This is a genomic window from Amycolatopsis eburnea (assembly GCF_003937945.1).
Taxonomy (GTDB): domain Bacteria; phylum Actinomycetota; class Actinomycetes; order Mycobacteriales; family Pseudonocardiaceae; genus Amycolatopsis; species Amycolatopsis eburnea.
The window spans coordinates 254070-277705 of sequence record NZ_RSEC01000058.1 but is presented as its reverse complement, the minus strand read 5'-3'; the positions used below and the strand labels follow the sequence as shown (position 1 = coordinate 277705).

General features: G+C 72.1%; 23 protein-coding genes. 13 read left to right on the top strand and 10 right to left on the bottom strand.

Annotation, left to right across the window (positions count from 1 at the left end):
• Window positions 1-67 precede the first annotated feature (67 nt).
• Together EIY87_RS26695 and EIY87_RS26690 are read right to left on the bottom strand one after the other, a co-directional pair.
• Window positions 68-625, bottom strand: a complete 558-nt coding sequence (locus tag EIY87_RS26695; protein WP_125312627.1) for a hypothetical protein — start codon at window positions 623-625, stop codon at window positions 68-70.
• 87 nt (window positions 626-712) lie between these two features.
• Window positions 713-2686, bottom strand: a complete 1974-nt coding sequence (locus EIY87_RS26690; RefSeq protein ID WP_125312626.1) for a thioredoxin domain-containing protein — start codon at window positions 2684-2686, stop codon at window positions 713-715.
• Window positions 2687-2751: 65 nt separating this feature from the next.
• On the opposite strand from EIY87_RS26690, the gene EIY87_RS26685 reads away from it, so the two are divergent.
• Window positions 2752-4119 (top strand): 3' terminal RNA ribose 2'-O-methyltransferase Hen1, encoded by a 1368-nt coding sequence (locus EIY87_RS26685; RefSeq protein ID WP_125312625.1) that lies wholly within the window; start codon window positions 2752-2754, stop codon window positions 4117-4119.
• Window positions 4116-6605, top strand: coding sequence for a polynucleotide kinase-phosphatase (locus tag EIY87_RS26680; protein ID WP_125312624.1), 2490 nt, complete (start codon window positions 4116-4118; stop codon window positions 6603-6605). Before EIY87_RS26685 ends, EIY87_RS26680 begins: the two co-directional genes overlap by 4 nt.
• Here the strand turns inward: EIY87_RS26680 and EIY87_RS26675 are convergent.
• Window positions 6602-6931 carry a preprotein translocase subunit SecG gene (locus EIY87_RS26675; RefSeq protein ID WP_125312623.1) on the bottom strand — a complete coding sequence of 110 codons (330 nt, stop codon included), beginning with the start codon at window positions 6929-6931 and terminating at the stop codon, window positions 6602-6604. The genes EIY87_RS26680 and EIY87_RS26675 overlap by 4 nt on opposite strands.
• Window positions 6928-7833 carry a mycothiol conjugate amidase Mca gene (mca, locus tag EIY87_RS26670; RefSeq protein ID WP_125312622.1) on the bottom strand — a complete coding sequence of 302 codons (906 nt, stop codon included), beginning with the start codon at window positions 7831-7833 and terminating at the stop codon, window positions 6928-6930. Before mca ends, EIY87_RS26675 begins: the two co-directional genes overlap by 4 nt.
• Before the next feature lie 136 nt (window positions 7834-7969).
• Here mca and EIY87_RS26665 point away from each other — a divergent pair, with 136 nt between their 5' ends.
• From EIY87_RS26665 to EIY87_RS26655, 3 genes are all read left to right on the top strand, one after another.
• On the top strand, window positions 7970-8413 hold the full coding sequence (locus tag EIY87_RS26665; protein WP_125312621.1) for a DUF4307 domain-containing protein: 444 nt from the start codon (window positions 7970-7972) through the stop codon (window positions 8411-8413).
• Window positions 8414-8608: 195 nt separating this feature from the next.
• Entirely contained in the window at window positions 8609-9112 is a 504-nt protein-coding gene (gene greA / locus EIY87_RS26660) for a transcription elongation factor GreA (RefSeq protein ID WP_086857442.1), read from the top strand.
• Window positions 9113-9161: 49 nt separating this feature from the next.
• A complete protein-coding gene (locus EIY87_RS26655) occupies window positions 9162-9965 on the top strand; it encodes an MBL fold metallo-hydrolase (protein WP_125312620.1) in 804 nt (267 codons plus the stop codon).
• Window positions 9966-10046: 81 nt separating this feature from the next.
• Here EIY87_RS26655 and EIY87_RS26650 read toward each other — a convergent pair whose 3' ends face one another.
• A complete protein-coding gene (locus EIY87_RS26650; RefSeq protein WP_125312619.1) occupies window positions 10047-10520 on the bottom strand; it encodes an Lrp/AsnC family transcriptional regulator in 474 nt (157 codons plus the stop codon).
• A 109-nt stretch (window positions 10521-10629) separates the two neighbouring features.
• Between EIY87_RS26650 and hppD the strand changes: the two genes are divergently transcribed.
• The 6 genes from hppD to EIY87_RS26620 all read left to right on the top strand — a co-directional run bounded on the left by hppD (window position 10630) and on the right by EIY87_RS26620 (window position 18680).
• Entirely contained in the window at window positions 10630-11829 is a 1200-nt protein-coding gene (gene hppD, locus EIY87_RS26645; protein WP_125312618.1) for a 4-hydroxyphenylpyruvate dioxygenase, read from the top strand.
• A gap of 125 nt (window positions 11830-11954) precedes the next feature.
• Window positions 11955-12509: a YbaB/EbfC family nucleoid-associated protein gene (locus tag EIY87_RS26640; RefSeq protein ID WP_125312617.1), complete on the top strand. Its 555-nt coding sequence runs from the start codon at window positions 11955-11957 to the stop codon at window positions 12507-12509.
• A 10-nt stretch (window positions 12510-12519) separates the two neighbouring features.
• Window positions 12520-12828, top strand: a complete 309-nt coding sequence (locus EIY87_RS26635) for a type VII secretion target (protein ID WP_125312616.1) — start codon at window positions 12520-12522, stop codon at window positions 12826-12828.
• Entirely contained in the window at window positions 12828-16982 is a 4155-nt protein-coding gene (locus EIY87_RS26630; protein WP_225440059.1) for a hypothetical protein, read from the top strand. The genes EIY87_RS26635 and EIY87_RS26630 overlap by 1 nt, the downstream gene beginning before the upstream one ends.
• Before the next feature lie 25 nt (window positions 16983-17007).
• A complete protein-coding gene (locus tag EIY87_RS26625) occupies window positions 17008-17832 on the top strand; it encodes a hypothetical protein (RefSeq protein ID WP_125312615.1) in 825 nt (274 codons plus the stop codon).
• 2 nt (window positions 17833-17834) lie between these two features.
• Window positions 17835-18680 carry a ferredoxin gene (locus EIY87_RS26620; RefSeq protein ID WP_125312614.1) on the top strand — a complete coding sequence of 282 codons (846 nt, stop codon included), beginning with the start codon at window positions 17835-17837 and terminating at the stop codon, window positions 18678-18680.
• On the opposite strand, the gene ilvA is transcribed toward EIY87_RS26620, so the two are convergent.
• Complete coding sequence (ilvA, locus tag EIY87_RS26615; protein WP_125312613.1) at window positions 18665-19867, bottom strand: threonine ammonia-lyase; 1203 nt, start codon at window positions 19865-19867, stop codon at window positions 18665-18667. The two genes, EIY87_RS26620 and ilvA, sit on opposite strands and share 16 nt — an antisense overlap.
• A gap of 96 nt (window positions 19868-19963) precedes the next feature.
• On the opposite strand from ilvA, the gene EIY87_RS26610 reads away from it, so the two are divergent.
• A complete protein-coding gene (locus EIY87_RS26610) occupies window positions 19964-20227 on the top strand; it encodes a hypothetical protein (protein ID WP_125312612.1) in 264 nt (87 codons plus the stop codon).
• Between the two features lie 10 nt (window positions 20228-20237).
• A complete protein-coding gene (locus EIY87_RS26605; RefSeq protein ID WP_125312611.1) occupies window positions 20238-20681 on the top strand; it encodes a VOC family protein in 444 nt (147 codons plus the stop codon).
• 105 nt (window positions 20682-20786) lie between these two features.
• Here EIY87_RS26605 and EIY87_RS26600 read toward each other — a convergent pair whose 3' ends face one another.
• The 4 genes from EIY87_RS26600 to EIY87_RS26585 form a co-directional block, all read right to left on the bottom strand.
• Window positions 20787-21944 carry a cystathionine gamma-synthase gene (locus tag EIY87_RS26600; RefSeq protein WP_125312610.1) on the bottom strand — a complete coding sequence of 386 codons (1158 nt, stop codon included), beginning with the start codon at window positions 21942-21944 and terminating at the stop codon, window positions 20787-20789.
• 137 nt (window positions 21945-22081) lie between these two features.
• A complete protein-coding gene (locus EIY87_RS26595; protein WP_125312609.1) occupies window positions 22082-22516 on the bottom strand; it encodes a hypothetical protein in 435 nt (144 codons plus the stop codon).
• Window positions 22517-22520: 4 nt separating this feature from the next.
• Window positions 22521-22982 (bottom strand): hypothetical protein, encoded by a 462-nt coding sequence (locus tag EIY87_RS26590; RefSeq protein ID WP_125312608.1) that lies wholly within the window; start codon window positions 22980-22982, stop codon window positions 22521-22523.
• A 34-nt stretch (window positions 22983-23016) separates the two neighbouring features.
• Entirely contained in the window at window positions 23017-23484 is a 468-nt protein-coding gene (locus EIY87_RS26585; protein WP_225440058.1) for a hypothetical protein, read from the bottom strand.
• Window positions 23485-23636 lie beyond the last annotated feature (152 nt).

Below are 23636 nucleotides of genomic sequence, written 5' to 3'. Positions count from 1 at the left end.
AAGCCTGCCGCAGCCCCGGCGGCCTCGCAGGTTCAGAACCGCGGGAGGCCCCTAAACGTGGACTTCTTCACGCCAGGTCCGGGCCCTTCGAGCGCAGGTCGTCGACCTTGCTCATCGCCTCGCGCAGCTCGCCCAGCCACGTGTCGGCGTGCTCGCCCACCAGCCGGACCGCCCACGCGAGCGCGTCCGACCGGGAGCGCGCGACACCGGCGTCGACCAGCGTGTCCAGCACCAGGCGCTCCGGCTGCCGCAAGCGGGTCATCACCGGGGCCGAATGCGTCGTGAACAGCGCCTTCGTCCCGCCGAGGCGGGCGCCCCACGCCACCTTGCGCTGGTAGCGGTGCTCCGCCTGGCGCGCGATTTCGATGCGCTCGTCGCGCGTCTCCTCGCGGAACCGGCTGATCCGCCCTTCCTCCGCCGCCGCGCGGGCCGCGTCGTCGGCGTGCTCTTCGCTCAACGCCGGCAGCTCGCCGACCACGATGATCTCCTCGCGGTCGACCGTCACCTCCGGAGCGCCGGTGAACCAGCCGTCGGGCAGGCGCCCGCCGAACCAGGCCGCCGCGTCGTCCGCCGAAGGCACCTCGGCCTGCTGCCAGCCCCGGCCACCTCGCCAGCCTCGTCCCATGTTCGCCACCTCCGCGATTACATGATTACAACGCTACTGACGCTACGCCGAAGACAAGAGCAACAGGGACGCGTTCACCCAGGGCGATCAGAGCTGGGCGGTCAGCGCCTCGGCCGACGTGACCGGCCGGTCGCAGACGTACCCGCGGCAGACGTAGGCCGCCGCGGCGCCGCCGACCAGCGGGCGGTCCGCCAGCAGGGGGACGCCGGGCGCGTCCGGCTCGCCCGCCAGCACGATGCCGCCGCCGTGCACGCCCCGCGCCGCCGCCAGGCGCAACGCCGGATCCGCGCCGACCACCGCGACCTGCACCGGGCCGGCCTGCAGGGCCTCGGCGACCGACAGCCAGTGCCCGGCGAACCGCGGCACCCGCGCGGCCAGCACGCCGACGCGGCGAAGCGCCTGCTCGGCGGCGTCGCGGTAGCGCGCGGAATCGGCGTGCCCGGCCAGCGCGGACGCCGTCAGCAACGCGCCGGCCAGTGCGGACGCCCCCGCCGGGCTCGCGTTGTCGCCCGGGTCGGCCGGGCGCTGGACCAGCGTCTCGGCGTCGTCGGCGGTGTCGAAGTACGCGCCGGGGACGTCCGGGGACGCGAAGCGCGCCAGCGCCAGGTCGAGCAGCCGCGTCGCCTCGGTGAGCCACTTCGCCGCGCCGGTCGCCTGGTGCAGGGCCAGGAACCCGTCGGCGACGCAGGCGTAGTCCTCGAGGACCCCGGCGGACTCGCCGACGACGCCGTCACGCGAACTGCGCCGCAGCCGCCCGTCGACGACGTGCACCCGCAGCAGCAGTTCGGCCGCCTCGACCGCGCCGTCGATCCACTGTGGACGATCCAGCGCCACGCCCGCCTCGGCCAGCGCCTTGATCGCCAGGCCGTTCCAGGCCGCGATCACCTTGTCGTCCCGGCCCGGCTGCGGCCGCCGGTTCCGCGCCGCCAGCAGCGGGACCCGGATCGACTCCGGCAGCTCGCCGAACAGGCGCAACGTCGACGTGCCGTGCTCGAAGGTCCCTTCCTCGGTGACGCCGAACAGCTCGGCGGCCGCGTCGGCGTCGTCGCCGAGCACCTCCCGCAGCTGCTCCGGCGTCCAGACGTACGTCAGGCCTTCGACGCCGTCGGTGTCCGCGTCGAGTGACGACGCGAAGCCGCCCTCCGGCGTCCGCAGGCCGTCGAACAGGAACTCCGCGGTGCCGGTGGCCACCCGCGACGCCGTGGCCGAGCCGGTCCGGCGCCAGAGGTGCGCGTAGAAGCCGAGCAGCAACGCGTTGTCGTACAACATCTTTTCGAAGTGCGGCACGAGCCACTCGGCGTCCACGGAGTAGCGCGCGAACCCGCCGGCGAGCTGGTCGTACAGGCCGCCACGGGCCATCGCCTCCGCCGTCTTGTCCACAAGGGACAGCGCGGCCGGCGACCCAGTCCGTTCGTGGTGGCGCAGCAGGAACTCGAGCACCATCGACGGCGGGAACTTCGGCGCGCGGCCGAACCCGCCGTTGACCGGGTCGGCCTCCTGCGCCAGCTTAGCGACCGCGCCGTCGAGCACCGCTTCGTCCACAACGGACTCCTTGAGCGGGCCGGTCTGCTCGGCGAGGTGCGCGACGATCTGCTTCGCGCCCTCGAGCAGCTCGTCCGGCCGCTCGCCCCACGCCTCGGCGACGGCGGCCAGCAGCTGCCGGAACGACGGCATGCCCGGCCGCGGCGTCGGCGGGTAGTAGGTGCCGCAGTGGAACGGCTCGCCGTCCGGGGTCAGGAAGCAGGTCATCGGCCAGCCGCCCTGGCCGGTCATCGCCTGCGTCGCGGCCATGTACACGGCGTCGATGTCGGGCCGCTCCTCGCGGTCGACCTTGATGTTGACGAAGTGCGCGTTCATCACCGCGGCGATTTCGGCGTCCTCGAACGACTCGTGCGCCATGACGTGGCACCAGTGGCACGCGGCGTAGCCGACGGAAAGCAGGATCGGCACGTTCCGCCGCCGCGCCTCGGCGAGCGCGTCCGGACCCCACTGCCACCACTCGACCGGGTTGTCCGCGTGCTGGAGCAGGTACGGGCTGGTCGCACTGGCGAGGCGGTTCATGCCTTCAGGGTCGCACCCCGGAAAAGCGGACGCGCGGTCACCGGGTGGTCCGCCACACTGGGCCGGTGCTGCTGACCATCACCACGACCCGGAACCCGGCCACCGACTTGGGCTTTCTCCTCCACAAGCACCCGGAGAAAGCGCAGTCGGTCGCGCTCTCGGCCGGCACCGCGCACGTCTTCTACCCGGAAGCCGGGGCGGAGCGGTGCACGGCCGCGCTGTTCGTGGAGATCGACCCGGTCGGGCTCGTCCGCGGCGGCGGCACGGCGCTGACCCAGTACGTCAACGACCGGCCCTACGCCGGCGGCTCGTACCTGGCGGTCGCGCTGCGGGCCGCGTACACGACGGCGCTCGCGGGGCGCTGCACCGCGCGGCCGGAGCTGGTCGACGAGCTCTTCGACCTCGAGGTCCGCGTGCCGTCGCTGTCCGCGCGCGGCGGGGCCGAGGCCGTGCACAAGCTGTTCGAGCCGCTCGGCTGGCGCGTTTCGGCCACGCCGATCCCGCTCGACCCGCAGTTCCCGCAGTGGGGCGAAAGCCGCTACGTCGACCTGACGCTGTCCGGCACCCACCGCGTTTGCGACGCGCTGCGGCACCTCTACGTGCTGCTGCCCGCGCTCGACGGCGACAAGCACTACTGGGTCGGCCAGGACGAGGCCGACAAGCTGCTGCGCGCCGGCGAAGGCTGGCTCGCCGGGCACCCCGAGCGGGAGCTGATCGCGAACCGCTACCTGGACCGGCGCCGCCCGGTGGTGAACTACGCGCTTTCGCGGCTGGCCGAGTCCGACGACGTCCCGGCCGAGGCCGAAGCGCGGGTCACCGAGCTGCCGGACCAGCCCGAAAGCCTCGCGTCGCAGCGCCACGGCAGTGTGCTCGCCGCGCTGCGGGCCGCGGGCGCGCGGCGCGTGCTGGACCTCGGCTGCGGCTCCGGCGCGCTGCTGCGCGTGCTCGAGAAGGAGCGGTCCTTCGTCGACATCGTCGGCGTCGACGTCTCCGCGGGCGCGCTCGCCATCGCCGAAAAGCGGCTGGGCGGCTACACCCGGGTCACGCTGCGGCAGTCCGCGCTGACCTACGCCGACCCGGCGCTGGCCGGGTACGACGCCGCCGTGCTGATGGAGGTCGTCGAACACGTCGACGCGGACCGGCTGCCGGCGCTGGAGCACGCGGTGTTCGGCGTCGCGGCGCCGCGCACGGTGATCGTCACGACGCCCAACGCGGAGTACAACCGGCTGTTCGAGTTCCTGCCGATGGGGCATTTCCGGCACGCCGACCACCGGTTCGAATGGACGCGAGCCGAGTTCCGCGCCTGGGCGGACGGCGTCGCGACCCGGCGCGGCTACGAAGTCCGGTACCTGCCGATCGGACCGGTGGACCAGGAATCGGGACCGCCGACCCAGATGGCGGTCTTTTCGACCAGTGAGGAGGTGGCCGCGTGAAGCTGACCGTCCCCGACATGGCGCTCGTCGTGCTCGTCGGCGCTTCCGGTTCCGGCAAGTCGACGTTCGCGCGCACCCACTTCGCGCCGACGCAGGTGCTCTCCAGCGACTTCTTCCGCGGGCTCGTCGCCGACGACGAGAACGACCAGGCCGCGTCGCCCGCCGCCTTCGACGCGCTGCACTACGTCGCGGGCAAGCGGCTCGCGGCCGGGCGGACGACCGTCATCGACGCGACGAACGTCCAACGCGCTTCGCGGGCGAGCCTGGTGAAGCTCGCGAAGGAACACGACGTGCTGCCCGTGGCGATCGTGCTCGACCTGCCGCTCGCCGTCTGCGTGGCGCGCAACGCGTCGCGGCCCGACCGCGACTTCGGCGACCACGTCGTCCGGCGGCAGCGCGGCGAGCTGCAGCGGTCGCTGAAGTCGCTGGAGCGCGAGGGATTCCGGCGCGTGCACGTGCTGCGCTCGGAAGCCGAGGTGGCCGAGGCGGAACTCGTCCTCGAGCCGCTGCGCAACGACAAGCGCGAGCTGACCGGGCCCTTCGACGTGATCGGCGACGTCCACGGCTGCGCGGCCGAGCTCGACGAGCTGCTCGCCGAGCTGGGGTACGTCGACGGCGTCCACCCGGAGGGGCGGACCGCGGTGTTCGTCGGCGACCTGGTCGACCGCGGCCCGGACACCCCGGGCGTGCTGCGGCGCGTGATGGCGATGGAGTCGTCCGGGAACGCGCTGGTCGTGTGCGGGAACCACGAGCAGAAGCTGGTGCGCGCGCTGCACGGGCGGAAGGTCAACGCCGCGCACGGGCTCGCCGAGTCGCTGGCGCAGCTCGGCGCGGAGAGCGAAGAGTTCCGCCGTCAGGTGCACGAGTTCTGCGACGGGCTGATCGCCCACTACGTCCTCGATGGCGGCGACCTCGTCGTCGCGCACGCGGGGCTGCCCGAGCGGTACCACGGGCGCGCGTCCGGGCGGGTGCGCAGCATGGCGCTGTACGGCGACACGACCGGCGAGACCGACGAGTACGGCCTGCCGGTGCGGCTGCCGTGGGCGCGCGACTACCGCGGGTCCGCGATGGTCCTGTACGGCCACACGCCGACGCTCGAACCGGAGTGGGTCAACAACACGATGTGCCTGGACACCGGGTGCGTCTTCGGCGGGAAGCTGACCGCGCTGCGCTACCCGGAGCGGCAGGTCGTCTCGGTGAAGGCGCACCGCGTCTGGTACGAACCGGCCCGGCCGCTGGACGCTTCGCGGCCGCTGGGCGGACGCGAGCCGGCGGTGCTGGAGCTGGGTGACGTCACCGGGAAGCGGATCGTGCAGACCGCGCACCACGGCCGGGTCGGCGTCTCGGCGGAGCAGTCGGCGGCGGCGCTGGAGGTGATGAGCCGGTTCGCGGTCGACCCGCGCTGGCTCGCGTACCTGCCGCCGACGATGGCGCCGTGCTCGACGTCCGCGCGCGAGGACTACCTGGAGCGCCCGGAGGAGGCGTTCGCCGAGTACCGGGCCGCCGGGGTCGAAACCGTGCTGTGCGAAGAGAAGCACATGGGGTCGCGGGCGGTCGTGCTGGTCTGCCAGGACGGCGTCGCGGCCAAGCGGTTCGGCATCGAGGGCGGCGGGGCGGTGTACACCCGGACCGGGCGGCCGTTCTTCCCGGCCGCGCAGAACGACGAGCTGCTGGCGGACGTGCGCACGGCGGCGGCCGGGCTGTTCCGGGAGCTGGACACGGGCTGGCTGCTGCTCGACGCCGAGCTGCTGCCGTGGAGCGCGAAGGCGGGCTCCCTCATCTCGGAGCAGTACGCGTCGGTGGGCGCGGCCGCCCAGGCGGTGCTGCCGGCGGCGGTGTCGGCGCTGACGACGGCGGCGTCCCGCGGCATCGACGTCGCGGACCTGCTGGCGCGGACGACGGCCCGCTCGTCCACAGTGGACGCCTACCGGGCGGCCTACCGGCGTTACTGCTGGCCGACGTCGGGCCTGGAGGGCGTCCGGCTGGCGCCGTTCCAGCTGCTGGCGTCCGAAGGGGCGACCCACCACGACCGGCCGCACGCGTGGCACCTGTCGACGCTGGCGCGGCTGACCGGGCCGCGGTTCCAGCCGACCCGGACGCTCGAGGTCGACCTCCTGGACGCCGCGTCGGTCGCCCGGGGCGTCTCGTGGTGGGAGGAGCTGACCGCCGGCGGCGGTGAAGGCATGGTCGTCAAGCCGGCGGCCAACCTGACGCGGGGCGCGCGCGGCCTCGTTCAGCCCGGCGTGAAGGTGCGCGGGCGCGAGTACCTGCGGATCGTCTACGGGCCGGACTACACGCTGCCGCCGAACCTGGACCGGCTGCGCAAGCGCGGGCTGAACCGGAAGCGGACGCTCGCGCTGCGCGAGTACGCGCTCGGCCTGGAGGCGCTGGAGCGCGTCGCGCGGGGCGAGCCGCTCTGGCGAGTCCACGAATGCGTGTTCGCGGTGCTCGCCCTGGAGTCGGACCCGGTCGACCCGCGGCTCTAGCTGTCGGCCTTGGTGGCCGGGGAGTCCTTCGCGGGCTTCGCGGGCTCCTCGGCCGCCTCCGGCTCGCCGGGCTTCGCTTCCGGCTGCCCGGGCGCGGCGGGCGGGTCGTCGAAGCTCGCCGGGACCCGCTTCAGGTGCTTCGTCATCGAGCGGACCAGGAAGGCCACCGCCACGAGGAACAGGATCAGCACCAGGAAGCCGACCGGGGAGGACTTGCCGAAGTCCTCCCCCTGCCCGCCGTTGTCGCCGTTGCCCGGCTGCTGCGTCAAGACCAGGGCCGACGCGGTCACCGGAAGCGCCACGCCGGCCGGCAGCGTCAGACTCATGTACTCACCTTCTCCTTGATGCCGGCGAACAGGTCGTCCTCCGGCAACGTGCTGTCCACCAGCGACTTGACCAGCTCGTACTCCTCGGTCGGCCAGACCTCGCGCTGGATTTCCAGCGGCACCGCGAACCAGCGGCTGGTGGGGTCGATCTGCGTGGCGTGCGCCTTGAGCGCCTCGTCCCGCACCTCGAAGTATTCACCGCACTCGACGCGGGTCGTCACCCGCTCCATGACATCGGCCTTGTCCGGGTCCCACTTGGCCAGCCACTCGGTGTACGGCGACTCGAGCCCGGCCTCCTTGAGCGCCTCGTCGAACAGCGTCATCCGGGCCCGCGAGAAGCCGTGGCCGTAGTACAGCTTCAACGGCTGCCACGGCTCGCCGGCGTCGGGGAACCGGGCCGGGTCCGGCGCCGCGTCCCACGCCGCCATCGACACCTCGTGGGTGCGGATGTGGTCGGGGTGCGGGTAGCCGCCGTTCTCGTCGTACGTCGTGATGACGTGCGGGCGGAACTCCCGGATCACGCGCACCAGCGCCTCGGTGGACTCCTCCAGGGGCACGACCGCGAACGACCCCTCCGGCACCGGCGGCAGCGGGTCGCCCTCGGGCAGGCCCGAGTCGACGAAGCCGAGCCAGCGCTGGCTCACGCCGAGGATCTTGGCCGCGCGGGCCATCTCCTCGCGGCGGATCTCGGCCATGTTCGCCAGCACCTCGGGGCGGTCCATGGCGGGGTTCAGGATGCTGCCCGCCTCGCCACCGGTGCAGGTGACGACCAGCACCTCGTGGCCCTCGGCGGCGTAGCGCGCCATCGTGGCGGCGCCCTTGCTCGACTCGTCGTCGGGGTGCGCGTGCACGGCCATCAGGCGCAGGCGCGGCTTGGCGGTCTTCGTCAGCTGGTCCACCATGCTGCGAACGACTCCTTCTCTACCCGTATTCCGCGACCCACCTGCGGGCCGCCCACCCAGCGGGCGGATACTCGAAGCCGTACCCGCCCCACCATTGTCCCCGCGGGTACGACAAGAACGAGCAGGAGGCCCCGCGTTGGCAGGCGGACCGGCGGAAACGGCAGCCCCCGTGCTGCCCGAAGGCCGGTACGGCACCCGGCGGGCCGCGCCGTCGCGGCGGTGGCGCCGCTGGCTCTTCCTGGCCGTCGCCCTGCTGGTCAGCGGCGTGATCGCGTGGGTCGCGTACGTCAACCTCGGCGCCGCGCCGATCGACGCCGAGCGCGTCGCCTTCAGCGCCAAACCGGGCAACGCGATGGAAATCACCATCAACGTGACGCGGGACGACAACAGCAAGCCGGGTGTCTGCATCGTGCGGGCCCGCGACAAGACCGGCGCCGAGAGCGGCCGCAAAGAGCTCCTGATCCCCGCCGGCGCGAAGTACAGCAGGATGAGCACCACGATCAAGAGCATCGGGGAGCCGGTGACCGCCGACGTGTACGGCTGCTCGTACGACATACCACGGTATCTGTCAACCCCATAGCGGCCAACGGGGTGAACCGCGCGCCCAACGCCCGGGGCCAGCGGAATTAACGGGCGTCGACCTGTCGCGCCGTGATAGTCTGACCCCTCAGCACGGCCCACGACGGGCCGTGTTTTTCCTTTATCTCAGCCACGCGGGCAACTACGCCCGTGTGGGCCGGCTTGAACACGCAAGCCTGGCAGGCCCGACGAGGAGATGGTGACCGTGAGCGACACCAAGGTGACCTGGCTGACCCAGGATGCCTACGACCGGCTCAAGCACGAGCTCGACGAAATGATCGAGAATCGTCCGGTCATCGCCGCGCGCATCAACGACAGCCGCGAAGAGGGCGACCTCAAGGAGAACGGCGGCTACCACGCCGCCCGCGAGGAACAGGGCCAGGCCGAAGCGCGCATCCGCCACCTGCAGGAGCTGCTGCGCTCGGCCAAGGTCGGCGAAGCGCCCGCGAACGACGGCACCGCCGGCCCGGGCAAGGTCCTCACCGTCCGTTACGAGGGCGACGACGAGGACGAGAAGTTCCTCCTCGCGACCCGCGAAGAAGGCGCCGAGGGCGAACTGGACGTGTACTCCCCGGAGTCGCCGCTGGGCAAGGCCCTGCTCGGCGCCAAGGAGGGCGAGTCCCGCGAGTACGAGCTGCCCAACGGCAAGCTGCAGAAGGTGACCCTCGTCAAGGCGGTTCCCTACACCGACGCGAAGTAGCCGCGGATAGCGTGTCCTCCCAGGATCCACATTCTGGGAGGACACCGCTGTGAGCACCGAACCGATCTGCCTGGCGTGCGGCATGCAGTACGCCACCGCCCGCGACGACTGCCCGGTCTGCGAGGACGAACGCCAGTACGTCCCGCAGTCCGGGCAGCAGTGGACGAACCTTTCTTCCCTGCGCGAAAGCGGCACATACACGCCGCGGATCGAAGAGCAGGGCCGCGGCATCATCGGCGTCGGCTCGAACCCCGGGTTCGCGATCGGCGAACGCGCGCTGCTGGTCCAGGCGCGGTCCGGCAACTTCCTCTGGGACTGCGCGGCCTACCTCGACGACGCGCTGGTGGCGCGGGTCCGCGACCTGGGCGGCATCACCGGCATCGCGATCAGCCACCCGCACTACTACACGACGATGGTGGAGTGGGCGCACGCGTTCGACGTGCCGATCTACCTGCACGAAGGCGACCAGGAGTGGATCGGCCGGCCCGATCCGGCGATCAAGCTTTGGTCGGGCACGACCCTCGACGTCGCCGACGACCTGCGCCTGATCAACCTCGGCGTGCACTTCACCGGCGGCACGGTCCTGCACTGGCCGGACGGCGAGGACGGGCAGGGCGCGCTGCTGTCCGGCGACATCGTGCAGGTCATCCCCGACCGGACGCACGTGGGCTTCATGTACAGCTACCCGAACCTGATCCCGGAGCGCCCGCACGTCGTCCGCCGGGCGGCCGAGCTGCTGGCCGGGTACCGCTTCGAGGCGATCTACGGCGCCTGGTGGGACGCGATCGTCCGCACCGACGGCCACGAGGTCGTCCAGCGCTCAGCCCGCCGCTACCTGACCCACGTCGGCTAAGAGCGGCACTTTCACATGAAAGTGCCGCTTGTCCACAGGGCGGGGCGGAGCTTTCACGTGAAAGTGGCGGTTGTCCACAGGTCAGCTCCGCGCGGTCCGCTCCAGCAGGGGGCGGACCCGCGGTGGCACCGGCGTCGACAACGCGATCGACGTCGACGTCCGCAGCACGTCCGGCACGCCGACCACCTCGTCGATCACGCGCTGCAGGTCGTCGTTGCCCCGCGCCACCATCCGGACGAACAGGTCGCCCTGCCCGGTCGTCGCGTGGACCTCGCACACCTCGTCGATCGCCGAAAGCGCTTCCGTCACCTCCGCGCGGCGGCCCTGGGCGATCTCCAGCCAGGCGAACGCCGTCAGGCCGTAGCCCATCGCCGCCAGGTCCAGCTCGGGCGGGAAACCGCCGAGGATGCCGCGCTCGGTCAGGCGGTCGAGGCGCGCCTGGACCGTGCCGCGCGCGACCCCCAGCCGCCGCGCGCACTCCAGCACGCCGAGGCGCGGGGAGTCGGTGAGCAACAGCAGCAGTCGCGCATCCAGCGCATCGAGGTTCTCCGGCATGCACAGATTGTCCATGATGACCGTCGATGTCCGGCGAACACCTGGCAGATTGCCCAGTCAAAATGCAAACCATTGCTCATCTTGCCGCACAGGGCTGATCCTTCGAGGTATGACCCAGACTGCCGAACCCCAGAGCGGCCTCGACGACGTCAGCTACGACCAGCTGCGTCAGCTCGTCGGGCTTGTCGACCACGACGCCTCGACCGACCCGTTCCCGGTCAAGGCCATGGACGCGGTGGTGTTCATCGCGGGCAACGCCACCCAGACGGCCTGGTACTACCAGATCGCGTTCGGGATGCAGCTCGTCGCGTACTCCGGCCCCGAGACCGGCGACTTCGAGCGCAAGTCCTACGTCCTGAAGTCCGGCTCGGCCCGGTTCGTCATCACCGGTGGCGTGAAGCCGGACTCGCCGCTGCTCGACCACCACCGCAAGCACGGCGACGGCGTCATCGACCTGGCGCTGGAGACCACCGACGTCGACAAGTGCGTCGAACACGCCCGCGCGCAGGGCGCGACCATCCTCGAGGAGCCGCACGACGTCTCCGACGAGCACGGCACGGTCCGCGTGGCGGCCATCGCGACCTACGGCGAAACCCGCCACTCGCTGGTCGACCGGTCGCGCTACACCGGCGTCTACCTGCCCGGCTACGAGCCGCGCGAGAGCACGATCAAGCGGCCCGAGGGCGCGCCGAAGCGGCTGTTCCAGGCCGTCGACCACTGCGTCGGCAACGTCGAGCTCGGCAAGATGGACTACTGGGTCGACTGGTACCACCGCGTCATGGGCTTCGTGAACATGGCGGAGTTCGTCGGCGACGACATCGCGACCGAGTACTCGGCGCTGATGAGCAAGGTCGTCTCGAACGGCAACCACCGGGTCAAGTTCCCGCTGAACGAGCCCGCCGTGGCGAAGAAGAAGTCGCAGATCGACGAGTACCTCGAGTTCTACGACGGCGCGGGCTGCCAGCACATCGCGCTGGCCACCAACGACATCATCGCGACGGTCACCGCGATGCGCGCCGCCGGCGTCGAGTTCCTGGACACCCCGGACTCCTACTACGACGACCCCGAGCTGCGCGCCCGGATCGGCGAGGTCCGCGTGTCGATCGAGACGCTCAAGGAGCACAGCATCCTGGTCGACCGCGACGAGGACGGCTACCTGCTGCAGATCTTCACGAAGCCGATCGGCGACCGCCCGACCGTCTTCTACGAGCTGATCGAGCGCCACGGCTCGCTGGGCTTCGGCAAGGGCAACTTCAAGGCCCTGTTCGAGGCGATCGAGCGCGAGCAGGAGCGCCGCGGCAACCTCTGACCGCAAAGTGCCGTGAAGGCCACCATGAGGAACTCTATGTTCCCTATGGTGGCCTTCACGGCGTTTACGGGAACCGCGCGCGGCCCGGATCCGTCAGTGTGGTGGAGCAGAGAGAAGGGGCCGGGATGCCGGACAGCATCGACGCCAGCGACGCGATGATCGACAACTGGACCAAGCGGCTCGAGGAGAACGCCGCGCGGTACCAGGCGCTGGCCGATCGCGTGCAGGGCCAGACGGTCACCGAGCGGTCGAAGGACGGCACCGTCCAGGTGACGATCGATTCGCGCGGGCTGCTGAAGAACCTCGTCATCGCCGAAACGGCGGCCGGGAAGCGGATGGCCGAGGTGTCGGCGCAGGTGATGCAGCTGGTGCAGCGCGCGCAGGCCCGGATCCCGGAGCTGCTGCAGCAGGCCATGGCGGAGACCACGGGCACCGGCGACCAGGCCGCGGCGGAGATCGTCCGCGAGGCGCAGAGCACCTTCCCGGAGCCGCCGCCGGAGCCCGAACCGGCGTTCCCGGAGCCCGACCGCGTCCGCCGGTTCCTGCCGGAGGACACCGAGGAGCAGCCGCCGGCGCCGCCGCGCACCCCGCCGCCCCCGCCCGCGCCGCCGCAACCGCCGCGGCGCCGTCGTCCGATCGACGACGATGACGACGACTTCGGCGGACCGATCCTTTCCTGAGGGGGAACCGATGACGGATGTGGAACTCAGCACCGACCTGACCGCGCACGCCCACCAGCTCGACACCATCGGTGACGGGTTGCAGCAGGCCGTCGACGCGGCGAACCAGGTCAGCATGCCGACGGACGCGTACGGCATCCTCTGCCAGCCGTTCCGGATGATGCTCGACCCGGTGGAGCAGTACGGGATCGACGCGCTGAAGGACGCGGTGGAAGCGATGACGGCGGTGTCCGGCAAGGTCCGCGAAGCCGCGTTGGCGTACCACAAGTACGAAACGGGCGTCGCCGACGACCTGAACAAGTCCGCCGGCGGCGCGTGATGCCGGAGGGGAATCCGCTCGTCGCGGAGTCGAAGCAGGACCCGGACGGCCCGGGCGCGTTCACCGCCGGCAACGGCGACTACGGCTGGGCCGGCGGCATCGGCATCGCCGAGTCGTCGATGGACGCCTTCAACGGCATCAAGGACGGCGACTGGGTCTCCGGCGGTCTCGGCATGCTGTCGCTGGCCGGGGAAATCGCCGGGGCGGCGATCGACCCGTTCGGGTACCTGATGTCGTCGGTGGCGTCGTTCCTGATGGAACACGTGCAGCCGTTGAAGGACATGCTCGACTCGGTGGCGGGCAACCCGCCGGTGATCCAGTCGTATGCCGACACGTGGGGCAACGTGTCCAAAGCGCTCGGGGAGCGCAAGACCGACTTCGACAACGCGGTCAAGAACGGCACCACCGGCTGGACCGGCGCCGGCGCGGACGCCTACCGCAAGTTCGCCGCCGAGCATTCCGAGGCGCTCTCGGGTGCGGCGACGGTGGCCGGGGCGATCAGCACGGTCACGATGATCATGGGCCAGGTCGTGTCGTTCGTCCGCGAGACGGTCCGGCAGCTGATCGCGGACCTGGTCGGCAAGCTGATCGCGTGGGTGATGGAGGAGGTCTTCTCCCTCGGTTTCGGCACCCCGGTGGTGGTCGCCCAGGCCTCGGCGGCGATCGCGAAGTGGGGCAAGAAGATCGGGGAGCTGCTGAAGAAGCTCACCGACACCATCCGGAAGGTGTCGCCGCTGCTGTCGAAGCTGGTGGACGTCTTCGAGAAGATCGCGAAGGTGTTCGGGAAGGTCCTGGGCAAGGTCTCGGGTCTGGACGGGTTGAAGGTCAAGGAGGGCGGCTTCGTCCACAAGATCCCCAAGGGGGAGGGTGGCGGGGTCCACACCCGCGCCCACGGCGGGGACGGGGACTCCCCGGACGGGGATGGCTCGCACTCCGGGGACGGCGAGGGTTCTCACTCCGGTGAGGGCGACGGGTCGCGGGGCGATTCGGGCGAGTCCGGCCGCGCGGACGGGGATTCGCCGAGTTCGGACCCGATGAACACCGATTCCGCACCCGATGCGGGATCCCGCCGCGGCTCGGACCGGGACAGCTCCACCCACAACGGGGACGAGGCACCGGACGGCAGCCCCTCGACGGCGCGGTCGGACGATGGTGCGCCCACCCACAGTGGGGACAGCACGCCGTCGCGGACCAGCGACAGCAGTCCCTCGGCTGCCCGCGGCAGCGACGGCACACCGTCGCACACCGGGGACAGCACGCCGTCGCGGGCAACCGACAGCAGCCCGTCGCCCACCCGTGGCAGCGACAGCACACCGTCGCACACCGGGGACAGCACGCCGTCGCGGGCAACCGACAGCAGCCCGTCGCCCACCCGTGGCACCGACGGCACACCGTCGCACGGTGGGGACAGCACGCCGTCGCGGGCAACCGACAGCAGCCCGTCGCCCACTCGTGGCAGCGACAGCACACCGTCGCACGGTGGGGACGGCAGCCCCTCGCCCACCCGTGGCAGCGACAGCACGCCCTCCCACACCGGCGATTCCAGCCCCTCACCGACCCGGGGCAGCGACAGCACCCCGTCGCACACCGGGGACAGCACCCCCGCCCGGGCCAGCGACAGCCCCGCACCGACACGCAGCGGCGAACCCGCCCACACCGGCGGGGACACCAGCCCATCCCCGACACGAGGCAGCGACCCCGCTCCCACCCACTCCGGCTCCTCCCCCGCCGCACGCACCGATAGCCCCGGCTCCCACGCCGGCACCGACACCCCCAGCAGCGCCGCCCCACCCCGCGCCGACGGCACCACCTCCGCCAGCGGCACCGCCCCCACCGCACCCCGCACCACCGACCCCGGGACCGTCCCCGCGCCCCGCGGCGCCGACACCCCCGGTGTCCCGCCGCAGGGCGGGGCGCCCATGGCCGGGGGGATGCCGCCCGGTGGCGCACCCGCCGCCGGTGGTGGCGGGCTCGGCGGGGGCTCCCCGCGCGCCGGTGGTGGCGGGGGCTGGACCGGCACCCCCGGCAGCCCCGGCGCGCACGTCGACGCACCCGGGCGTCCCCGCCCCGGCGGCGACCTGCCCGGGGGCCGTCCTCGCACGCCCGAGGCACCCGCCCCGGCCGCCCGCGGCGGCTACGGGCCCGGCACCCACGCCCCCGACGGCAACGCGCCTGGCACCCGGCCTCGCTCCGACGCAGGCACACCCGGCACCCGCACACCCGGCGCCGACACCCCGGCCACCCGGCCCGGCACCCCCGGCCACGGCCCCAACGGCCCCGGCACCCACCGCCCCCACGGCACCGGCTCCGACGGCACCAGCCACACCCCCGACGGCCACAGCACCCACGACAACGGCCCCAGCCACCACGACCCCACCGACCCCGACACCCCCCACCACGACCCCCTCACCCCCGACGAAATCAACACCCGCCACTCCGAAAACACCCCCGCCGGCACCTCCTACCACGCCGGCGACCCCCACATGGGCGACCTCCCCCACCGCGTCCAACCCGACCCCCACGGCCGCTACACCGTCGACGTCCACGTCACCCCCGACGGACACGCACGCATCGGCGACCGCCTCTACACCCCCGAACAATTCGCCGACGTCCTCCGCCGCAACGCCGACTACGACGGACGACCCATCCGCCTCATCGGCTGCGACGCGAGTTCCAACGACTTCGCCCACCGCCTCTCCCGCGAACTCGACACCGAAGTCCTCGCCCCCACCCGACCCGCCTGGACCGACTCCCACGGCCGCGTCTTCTCCTCCGACTACGAAATCGGACCCGACGGCCGCATGCGACCCCGGATCCCGCCGGACGGCGAGTGGAACTCCCACCACCCCGACGGCTCCACCCACCGGGCCGGCGAGGACGGGTTCGCGCCGGACAGCCACCACGGGGACGCGCACGACGTCGATGCCGACAGCGCGCTCGCGCGGGGCAAGGACCACCCGGACATGCACGACCTCGACGAGGGGTGGCAGGAACCCGAGTACAAGCGGCACGAGGACGTCACGGTCGGGCGGAACGAGCGGTTCTACGACCCCGCGAACCCGCGGCACCTCGAGCCGAACACGCGCTACGAGATCACCGATCCGGACGGGCGGTTCACGCGGGTCTACACGAACGGCGAGACGCCGCCGCGGATCACGCACGTCGACGCCGACGTGCCGAACACCCGGGTCGGGAACGACCTCTACACCCAGGTCGGCAACCCCGACGCCTCCCACCTGCTCGGCGACGTCGACTACCGCGTCAACACCGGCCAAGGCCACTTCGAGTTCCACACCGACGTGGACGGGCGGCCCGAGCTGGACATCGACCACTTCGACCCGCCGATGACGCCGCCGCCCGTCGAGCGCCGGATCACCGGGTACGACCCGAGTCACAACGGCGACGGGCCGTTCGGGGCCACGCCGCCGGAGGACCTCAAGCCGAACAGCCGGTACGAGGTCTACTCGACGGCGCCCGACGGCACCGAACAGTGGCACGGCACCTTCTACACCAGCGGGGACAACCCGCCGGAGTTCACGCACATCAAGACGTGGCACGACAACGACCGCGGCATGATCAACCCGGAGACCGGCGACAAGCACACGATGCACGACCAGCACGCGCACAACGGCAACACCGACGGCATGCCGGTGCGCGGCGCCAAGTACGAAATCGGCGACATGCACTACCACGCCGACGAGCACGGGAACGCCGCCGTCTCGTGGGAGCCCGACTACACCAGCCCGGCGACCAAGCGGGTCAACACCGACGTCCAGGACCGGGTCGGCAAGATCGGCCAGGCGGACGACGGCACCAGCACCGTCAACCGCGGCGGACACACCGCCGACCACCGCTCGGGCGGGCTGCAGGGGCGCCTCGGCATGGTGCCGCAGGACTACTACCAGAACCACAGCGTGAGCGCGGACCCGGACAACTGGCGGCGGATGGAAATCGACCGCCAGACCTTCGAACGCCACGGCGGGGACCACGGCCCGGTGCGCGTCTACGCCGACGCGCCGTCGACCGGGGAAACACCCGACCGGCTGCACGTGATGTCCGAGAGAATCCACCCCGACGGCACCCGCACGTACAACTACAGGAGCTTCCCGAATGTCGCGAACCCAGCCCCCGTGGTACCCCCCACCCGGACCTGACCTCCGGGAGGCGGACGAGGACCAGGTGGTCCGCTGGATCGGCGGCTGGCTCATGGACGCCGCTCCCGAAGGCTGGCGGCGGATCGACATGACCGCCAGGCTGACCGTGGCGGTCGAGGAGATCGCGCTGGCCGTGGTGATGCCGGACGGCGCCGCCGCCCGCATGGAGCCGCCGCCCGACGTCAGCCCGCTGCTGTTCGAGCTGCGGAACAAGAAGTACATGCGCGAGCGCGGCAGCTGGCTGTCGCTGCGGCTGGTCATCGAGCCGGACGGCGACTACCGCGTCTCCTACAACTTCGACCTGGACCCGCTGTGGGACCCGCCGATCGAGACCGCGGTCTGGGACCAGGACTTCGAGGCGTTCCCCCGCGACGACGAATGGATCCCGGCCTGGTACCGGGAAGGAATCAAGGGGGAAAGCGGCGGAAAGCGGACACCCGACGAGCCCAACGCGCTGCTGAAGGGCATCGCCGACTACCTGAAGTTCACCCTGCCCGCGGGCTGGGACTACGTCCAGCTGCAGTACCGGGCGCTCGGCGACCACGAGGAGTCCGGCGCGGTCGTCCACTCGATCACCGGCACCGTCTACCCGTGGACCCCGCCGGAGCAGGTGCTCGACCTGCTCCGCCGCCACCGCGCCGCCTCGCTGTCCGACGGCCGGGGCACGTGGGTGAGCCTGAAGTACGAAATGAAGTTCCCCGACTCGGTCAAAGCGCAGTTCAACGCGACCGAGGACCCGGGCTTCCAGGAGCGGCCGCCCGCGGCGGCGTTCGCCGAAGAGCTGCGGCGCTACCCGCGCTCCGAGCGGCGCACGCCCGAGTGGCTGCGCCAAGGCGCCGAAGGAGCCTGACCATGACCCAGCCACCGGGGCCGCTGCGCCCGGACCAGCAGCAGGAGATCGTCCGGCAGATCGGCGCGGCGCTCACCGCGTCGGTGCCGCCCGGGTGGCGGCAGCTGCGGGTCGAGTACCGCGCCGCGGGCCGGCACGTCGAGGCCGATCTGCTGGTGACCGGCCCGGACGGGCGGCCGCGCGTGGCGCAGCCGCCGCCGGAGGCCGTGCGGCTGCTCGGCGTGCTGCGCTCGGGCATGTACCAGCCCGGCTTCGGCACCTGGCTGGGCGCGATCCTCGTGTTCGAGCCCGGGCAGGCGCCCGACGTCGACTTCGTGCGGCCGGACCTCGAACCGCCGTTCCGGCAGCAGCCGCCGCCGATCGGGTTCCAGGACGAGCTGCGGTTCTTCCCGCGCGCGGACGAGCACGTCCCGGGGTGGCTGCGAGAAAAGGCCGGGCTGACGCCGCCGCCGGGTGACGGCGAGGTGCGCACCCCGCGCATCTACGACGGCCTCGACGCCGCCGGGCGCCCGCTCATCCGCCGTCAGCCGCTCCTGCCCGCCGAGATCGAGCGGGTGCTCGCCTACCTCGACGCGGCGCCGGTGATCCTGGCGTCGCGCAGCAACGGGCCGGACGCGTTCGCCCCCGACCGCACGGACGCGGTGCCGATGAACTTCCGGACCGACGGTGCATGGGCGTGGCCCGGCGCGGTCGCGTACTACCTGCGCGAACACGGCGTGCCACCGGACCCGGACCTGGTCGCCCACATCCGGGCCCGGCGCTTCACCGCGCCGGCCGAGGTGCCGGAAGCCGCGAAGGACCTCGCGCTCACCGCGATCACCGGCGAGCAGCCTCAGACGACCGTGTAACCCGCGTCGGCCAGCGCGCGCTCGACGTCCTTGCAGTGCTCGGGCCCGCGGGTCTCCAGCGCCAGCTCGACGTCGGCCTCGCCGAGGTCGAGCGTGCCGGAGATGCGCGAGTGCTCGACGTCGAGGACGTTCGCGCCGAGCTCGCTGACGCAGGACAGCACGCCGACCAGGGACCCCGGCCGGTCCGGGACGCGCAGGCGGAGCCGCAGGTAGCGGCCGCCCGCGGTCATGCCGTGCTGGATGATCTGCAGGAGCAGCACCGGGTCGACGTTGCCGCCGGAGAGGATCGCCACGACCGGCGGCTCGAAGGCGCCGACGTGCTGCAGCAGCGCCGCGACGGGCGCCGCGCCGGCCGGCTCGACGACCAGCTTCCGCCGTTCCAGGCAGAGCAGCACCGCGCGGGACAGCGACTGCTCGGACACCGTCACGACGTCGTCGACCAGCGACTCGACGTGCGCGAAGCTGACCAGGCCCGGCTCGCCGACGGCGATCCCGTCGGCCATGGTCGAGGTCTGGCCCAGCCGCACCGGCGCGCCCGCGGCCAGCGAAGGCGGGTATGCGGCGGCTTCCTCGGCCTGGACGCCGACGACGCGCACGTCCGGGCGCAGCGCCTTGACCGCCGAGGCGACCCCGCCGACCAGCCCGCCGCCGCCGGTGGCGACCAGGACGGTCTTCACGCCCGGCACCTGCTCGAGGATCTCGAGGCCGACCGTGCCCTGGCCGGCGATGACGTCCGGGTGGTCGAAGGGGTGGATGAACACCGCACCGGTCCGCTCGCCGAACTCGATCGCGGCGCGGAGCGTCTCCTCCAGGAGCGCGCCGTGGAGGTGGACGTCGGCGCCGTACCCGCGGGTCGCGGCCAGCTTCGGCAGCGGCGCGCGCAGCGGCATGAAGACGGTGGACTTGGCGCCGAGCAGCGACGACGCCAGCGCGACGCCCTGCGCGTGGTTGCCGGCGCTCGCCGCGACGACACCGCGCTCGCGCTCGGCCGGGGTCAGGCCGGCGATGCGGGTGTAGGCGCCGCGAATCTTGAACGAGCCGGTGCGCTGCAGGTTTTCACACTTCAGGTGGACCGGACCGCCGTGGAGTTTGCGCAGGTCGCGTGCGTGCTCCATCGGCGTCACCCGGGTTACTCCTTTTAGGAGCTCCCGGGCGGCTTGGACGCGCTCGAGGGTGACGAGTTCCATGGGCCGGACTATGCCACTCAGGAGATCCACAGGTTGACCGGACCGCGGTCCGGGTACCCTGGGACGCGTCAACACGCGGTAAACAGGGAGCAACTCATGGCACGGGGGAACGACGCTCGACGGGCTCGCGCCACCCGGTCCGCCGGGCTGGTCCCGCTCGTGATCGGGCTGGCCTCGGCCGCGGCGCTCACCGGAGCCGCGTACATCACGGTGGACAGCGCCTCGTGCGGCTCGCCAGCCCAGTACATCCGCCACGACAGCCACGTCGAGCTGGTCGGCGGCTGCGTCGACGGCGCGAAGCTGCCGGCCACGGGCACGCAGCAGGCCGGCGGCGTGGTGCACGGCAACTACAACCCCTGAGGAACCCCCGTTGGCGCTCAAGCGGATGGACAACGTCCTCATCGTCGTCGAAGACCTGGACGCCGTCATCGCGTTCTTCGTCGAGCTCGGGATGCGCCTCGAAGGCAAAGGCCCGCTCGAGGGGCGCTTCGCGGAACGCGTGATCGGCCTCGAGGACGTCAAGCAGGACATCGCCATGCTGCGGATGCCGGACGGCAACGGCGGCATCGAGCTGGCGCGGTTCCACCAGCCCAAGGCCGTCGTCCCGGAGCCGAAGATCGCGCCGTCGAACACGCTGGGCTACCGCCGCATCATGTTCGCGCTCGACGAGAACCTCGACGACGTCCTCGACCGCCTGCGCCCGCACGGCGCCGAGCTCGTGGGCGAGATCGAGCCGTACGGGGGCATCTTCCGGCTGTGCTACGTCCGCGGTCCCGAGGGGATCGTCGTCGGGCTCGCCGAAGAGCTGAACTGACCGCTCCCGTCTCAAGCGCCCCAATGTGGCCTTCGGTGCGTCTGACGCACCCAAGGCGGCCTTCGGTGCGTCAGATGCAACCAAGGCCGCCTTGGGGCGCTTGGGTCAGTCCAGCGCCGCCAGCAGGTCGGCGACCAGGTCGCGGCCGTCCTCGATGCCGACCGAGAGGCGCAGCAGGTCGGCCGGGACCTGCAGGGTCGAGCCCGCCGTGCTCGCGTGCGTCATCTTGCCCGGGTGCTCGATCAGCGACTCGATGCCGCCGAGCGACTCCGCGAGGATGAACAGCTTCGTGCGCGAAGCGACTTCCAGCGCCGCCTGCTCGCCGTCCGCGTGGCTGAACGAGACCATGCCGCCGAAGCGGCGCATCTGCTTCGCCGCGATCTCGTGGCCCGGGTGTTCCGGCAGGCCCGGGTAGTAGACCTTGGCCACCTTCGGGTGGTTGACCAGCGCCTGGACGATGCGCTCGGCGTTGTCGCTGTGCCGCTCCATGCGCAGGGCCAGCGTCTTGATGCCGCGCAGCGTCAGCCAGGCGTCGAACGGGCCGGGCACCGCGCCGGCGGAGTTGCGGAGGAAGAAGAACTGCTCGCGCAGCTCGTCCTCGTTCGTGATGATCGCGCCGCCGACGACGTCGGAGTGCCCGCCGAGGTACTTGGTCGTCGAGTGCAGGACGATGTCCGCGCCCAGCGCGAGCGGGTTCTGCAGGTACGGCGTCGCGAAGGTGTTGTCGACGACCAGGCGGGCGCCGGCGTCGTGCGCGACACCGGCCAGCCCCGCGATGTCGGCGATCCCGAGCATCGGGTTGGTGGGCGACTCGCACCAGATGAGCTTGGTCTCGGGGCGGATCGCCGCGCGCACCTCGTCGAGGTCGGCCAGGTTCGCGACGGTGTGCTCGACGCCCCAGAGGCTGAGCACCTTGTCGATCAGCCGGAACGTGCCGCCGTACGCGTCGTTGCCGAGCACGAGGTGGTCACCCGGGCGCAGGGTACTGCGCAGCACCACGTCGGACGCGGCCATGCCGGACGCGAAGGCCAGCGCGTGCCGGCCGCCTTCCAGCGAGGCCAGCGCCTCCTCCAGCGCCGAACGGGTCGGGTTCGCGGTGCGCGAGTACTCGTAGTCGCCCTCGCGGGTCCCGCCCACGCCGTCCTGCGCGTAGGTCGAGGTCTGGTAGATCGGCACGATCACCGCGCCGGTGCGGGGGTCGGGCTTCTGTCCCGCGTGGATCGCGCGGGTCTCGAAGCCCAGTTCGGAGTAGTCGTCCACCATCTGTTCAGCGTAAGGCCTGGCGCGAACATTCCCGTCAGGTGGGATGGGTCTCACCGCGGCGGGCGGGTCGGCTGGTGGCCAGGTCACCGGTCACGTCGCGATCGACTTCGGCGGGCGCAAGTCCGCACGGGCGGAGATCAGGCCGTCCCGACCCAGCGGGCCGCCGGCCGGGAGGCGGCCAGCGCCAGGGTGGCGACCGACGGCGGCAGCACCAGTGCGAGCGCCGCCAGTCCGCCCGCGGCCAGGTCGCCCGGGCCGCCGAGGTCGACCACCGCGAGACCGGTAGCCGCCAATATCAGCGACGTCAGCGTCGCCAGGAGCGCCGCCGAGCTGCCGGCCACGCAGCCGATCCGGCCGACCGGGTGGCGGCGCAGCAGCAGGATGCCGCCGGGGAGCAGGGCCGACGCCAAGACCGCGTCGACCGCCGCGTGCAGGCCGACTCGGGCCGCGTCGGCCGGGAAGCGGGCCAGTGTGACCACGTCCAGCACGAACCCTGCCGTGTAGAGCAGGCCGCCCAGCAGGGACAGGGCCGCCGCCGCGAGCGCTGTGCGGCCTTCGGTGGAGGTGGTCACGGCGTCACCAGCCCGGGGGTCGGCCGCCCTGCTGGTGGGGCGGGTACTGCTGCTGAGGATACGGCTGGTGACCGTACGTGATCATCGGGGGCCGCTGCCGCCGGGTCCAGCGGCCGGTGGACGGGAGCGCCGCGAACACCAGCAGCAGCACGAACGGCAGCATCGGCAGCGCGCGGCGCAGCAGCACCGAGCCGACGTCGAACGGCGCCGGGCCCCCCGCGTAGAAGGAGAAGTGCCACTCGGCGAGCACCGTGCTGGCGACCAGCGCGAGCAGCGCCAGCGCCGCGCCGACGACGCTCAGCACGCGGCCCGCACCCTTGCGGGCGAGCAGCAGGATGCCGCCGAGCACCAGCAGCAGGCCGAGCAGCGCGTCGGCGAACTGGCCGGCGATGACCTCCGGGATCGGGTGGAAGCCGCTCCACGGGATGCCCGCGAAGAACCACAGACCGGTGATCAGGGCCAGCACGGCGGCGACCACCGCGGTCCCGCGGCGGCGGAACTCACCAACTCCGCGACGACGCCGAGTACGCGCCCTGACCGGCCAGCACGGGCAGCGCGGCGCGGTAGCGCAGGTACCGGAACGTCGGCGGCAGGAAGGCCAGGACCAGCACGAGCACCGAGAGCGTGGCGAGGCCGACGCGGTCGACCATGGCGAGGCCGCCGTGCGTGAACATCGCGTCGGCGAAGCGGCCGAGCGGCACGCCCATCGACAGCGGTTCGGTGAGCAGCGCCCCGATGGCCAGCAGCGCGCCGACGCCGAGCAGGACCGCGCCCGCCGTCGCGCGGAACAGCGTCGACAGCGAACCGAGGAGCAGGACGAGCCCCGCGACGAGGTAGCCGGCGAAGTCCGCGAGCACCAGGCCCGGCAACGCGCCGAGGCTGAATTCCGCGGGCATGTCGAGGAACATCTTGACCGGCACGTATCCCGCGGCGACCGCGGCCGGAATACCGAGCAGGCCGGCGAGCACCGCCGTTACTCCGGATGGCCGAGTCGATGAATACGAATGCGAACGCGCTACCGGAAAGCCGGTCACAAGTCCCCCATCAGGCAAGCCCAGTACGACGGCGCTCACCTTAGACCGGAATGGCGGGAGTAGTCCGGAATCGGAACGGAATTCGG

What these genes read in the sequence shown, in the direction of transcription:
- EIY87_RS26600 (WP_125312610.1), bottom strand. Translation starts at nt 21,944, where the DNA reads ATGGTGGACGACTACTCCGAACTGGGCTTCGAGACCCGCGCGATCCAC.
- EIY87_RS26610 (WP_125312612.1), top strand. Translation starts at nt 19,964, where the DNA reads ATGGCACGGGGGAACGACGCTCGACGGGCTCGCGCCACCCGGTCCGCC.
- EIY87_RS26635 (WP_125312616.1), top strand. Translation starts at nt 12,520, where the DNA reads ATGACGGATGTGGAACTCAGCACCGACCTGACCGCGCACGCCCACCAG.
- EIY87_RS26630 (WP_225440059.1), top strand. Translation starts at nt 12,828, where the DNA reads ATGCCGGAGGGGAATCCGCTCGTCGCGGAGTCGAAGCAGGACCCGGAC.
- EIY87_RS26695 (WP_125312627.1), bottom strand. Translation starts at nt 625, where the DNA reads ATGGGACGAGGCTGGCGAGGTGGCCGGGGCTGGCAGCAGGCCGAGGTG.
- EIY87_RS26640 (WP_125312617.1), top strand. Translation starts at nt 11,955, where the DNA reads ATGCCGGACAGCATCGACGCCAGCGACGCGATGATCGACAACTGGACC.
- greA (WP_086857442.1), top strand. Translation starts at nt 8,609, where the DNA reads ATGGTGACCGTGAGCGACACCAAGGTGACCTGGCTGACCCAGGATGCC.
- ilvA (WP_125312613.1), bottom strand. Translation starts at nt 19,867, where the DNA reads ATGGAACTCGTCACCCTCGAGCGCGTCCAAGCCGCCCGGGAGCTCCTA.
- EIY87_RS26650 (WP_125312619.1), bottom strand. Translation starts at nt 10,520, where the DNA reads ATGCCGGAGAACCTCGATGCGCTGGATGCGCGACTGCTGCTGTTGCTC.
- EIY87_RS26620 (WP_125312614.1), top strand. Translation starts at nt 17,835, where the DNA reads ATGACCCAGCCACCGGGGCCGCTGCGCCCGGACCAGCAGCAGGAGATC.
- hppD (WP_125312618.1), top strand. Translation starts at nt 10,630, where the DNA reads ATGACCCAGACTGCCGAACCCCAGAGCGGCCTCGACGACGTCAGCTAC.
- EIY87_RS26675 (WP_125312623.1), bottom strand. Translation starts at nt 6,931, where the DNA reads ATGAGTCTGACGCTGCCGGCCGGCGTGGCGCTTCCGGTGACCGCGTCG.
- mca (WP_125312622.1), bottom strand. Translation starts at nt 7,833, where the DNA reads ATGGTGGACCAGCTGACGAAGACCGCCAAGCCGCGCCTGCGCCTGATG.
- EIY87_RS26690 (WP_125312626.1), bottom strand. Translation starts at nt 2,686, where the DNA reads ATGAACCGCCTCGCCAGTGCGACCAGCCCGTACCTGCTCCAGCACGCG.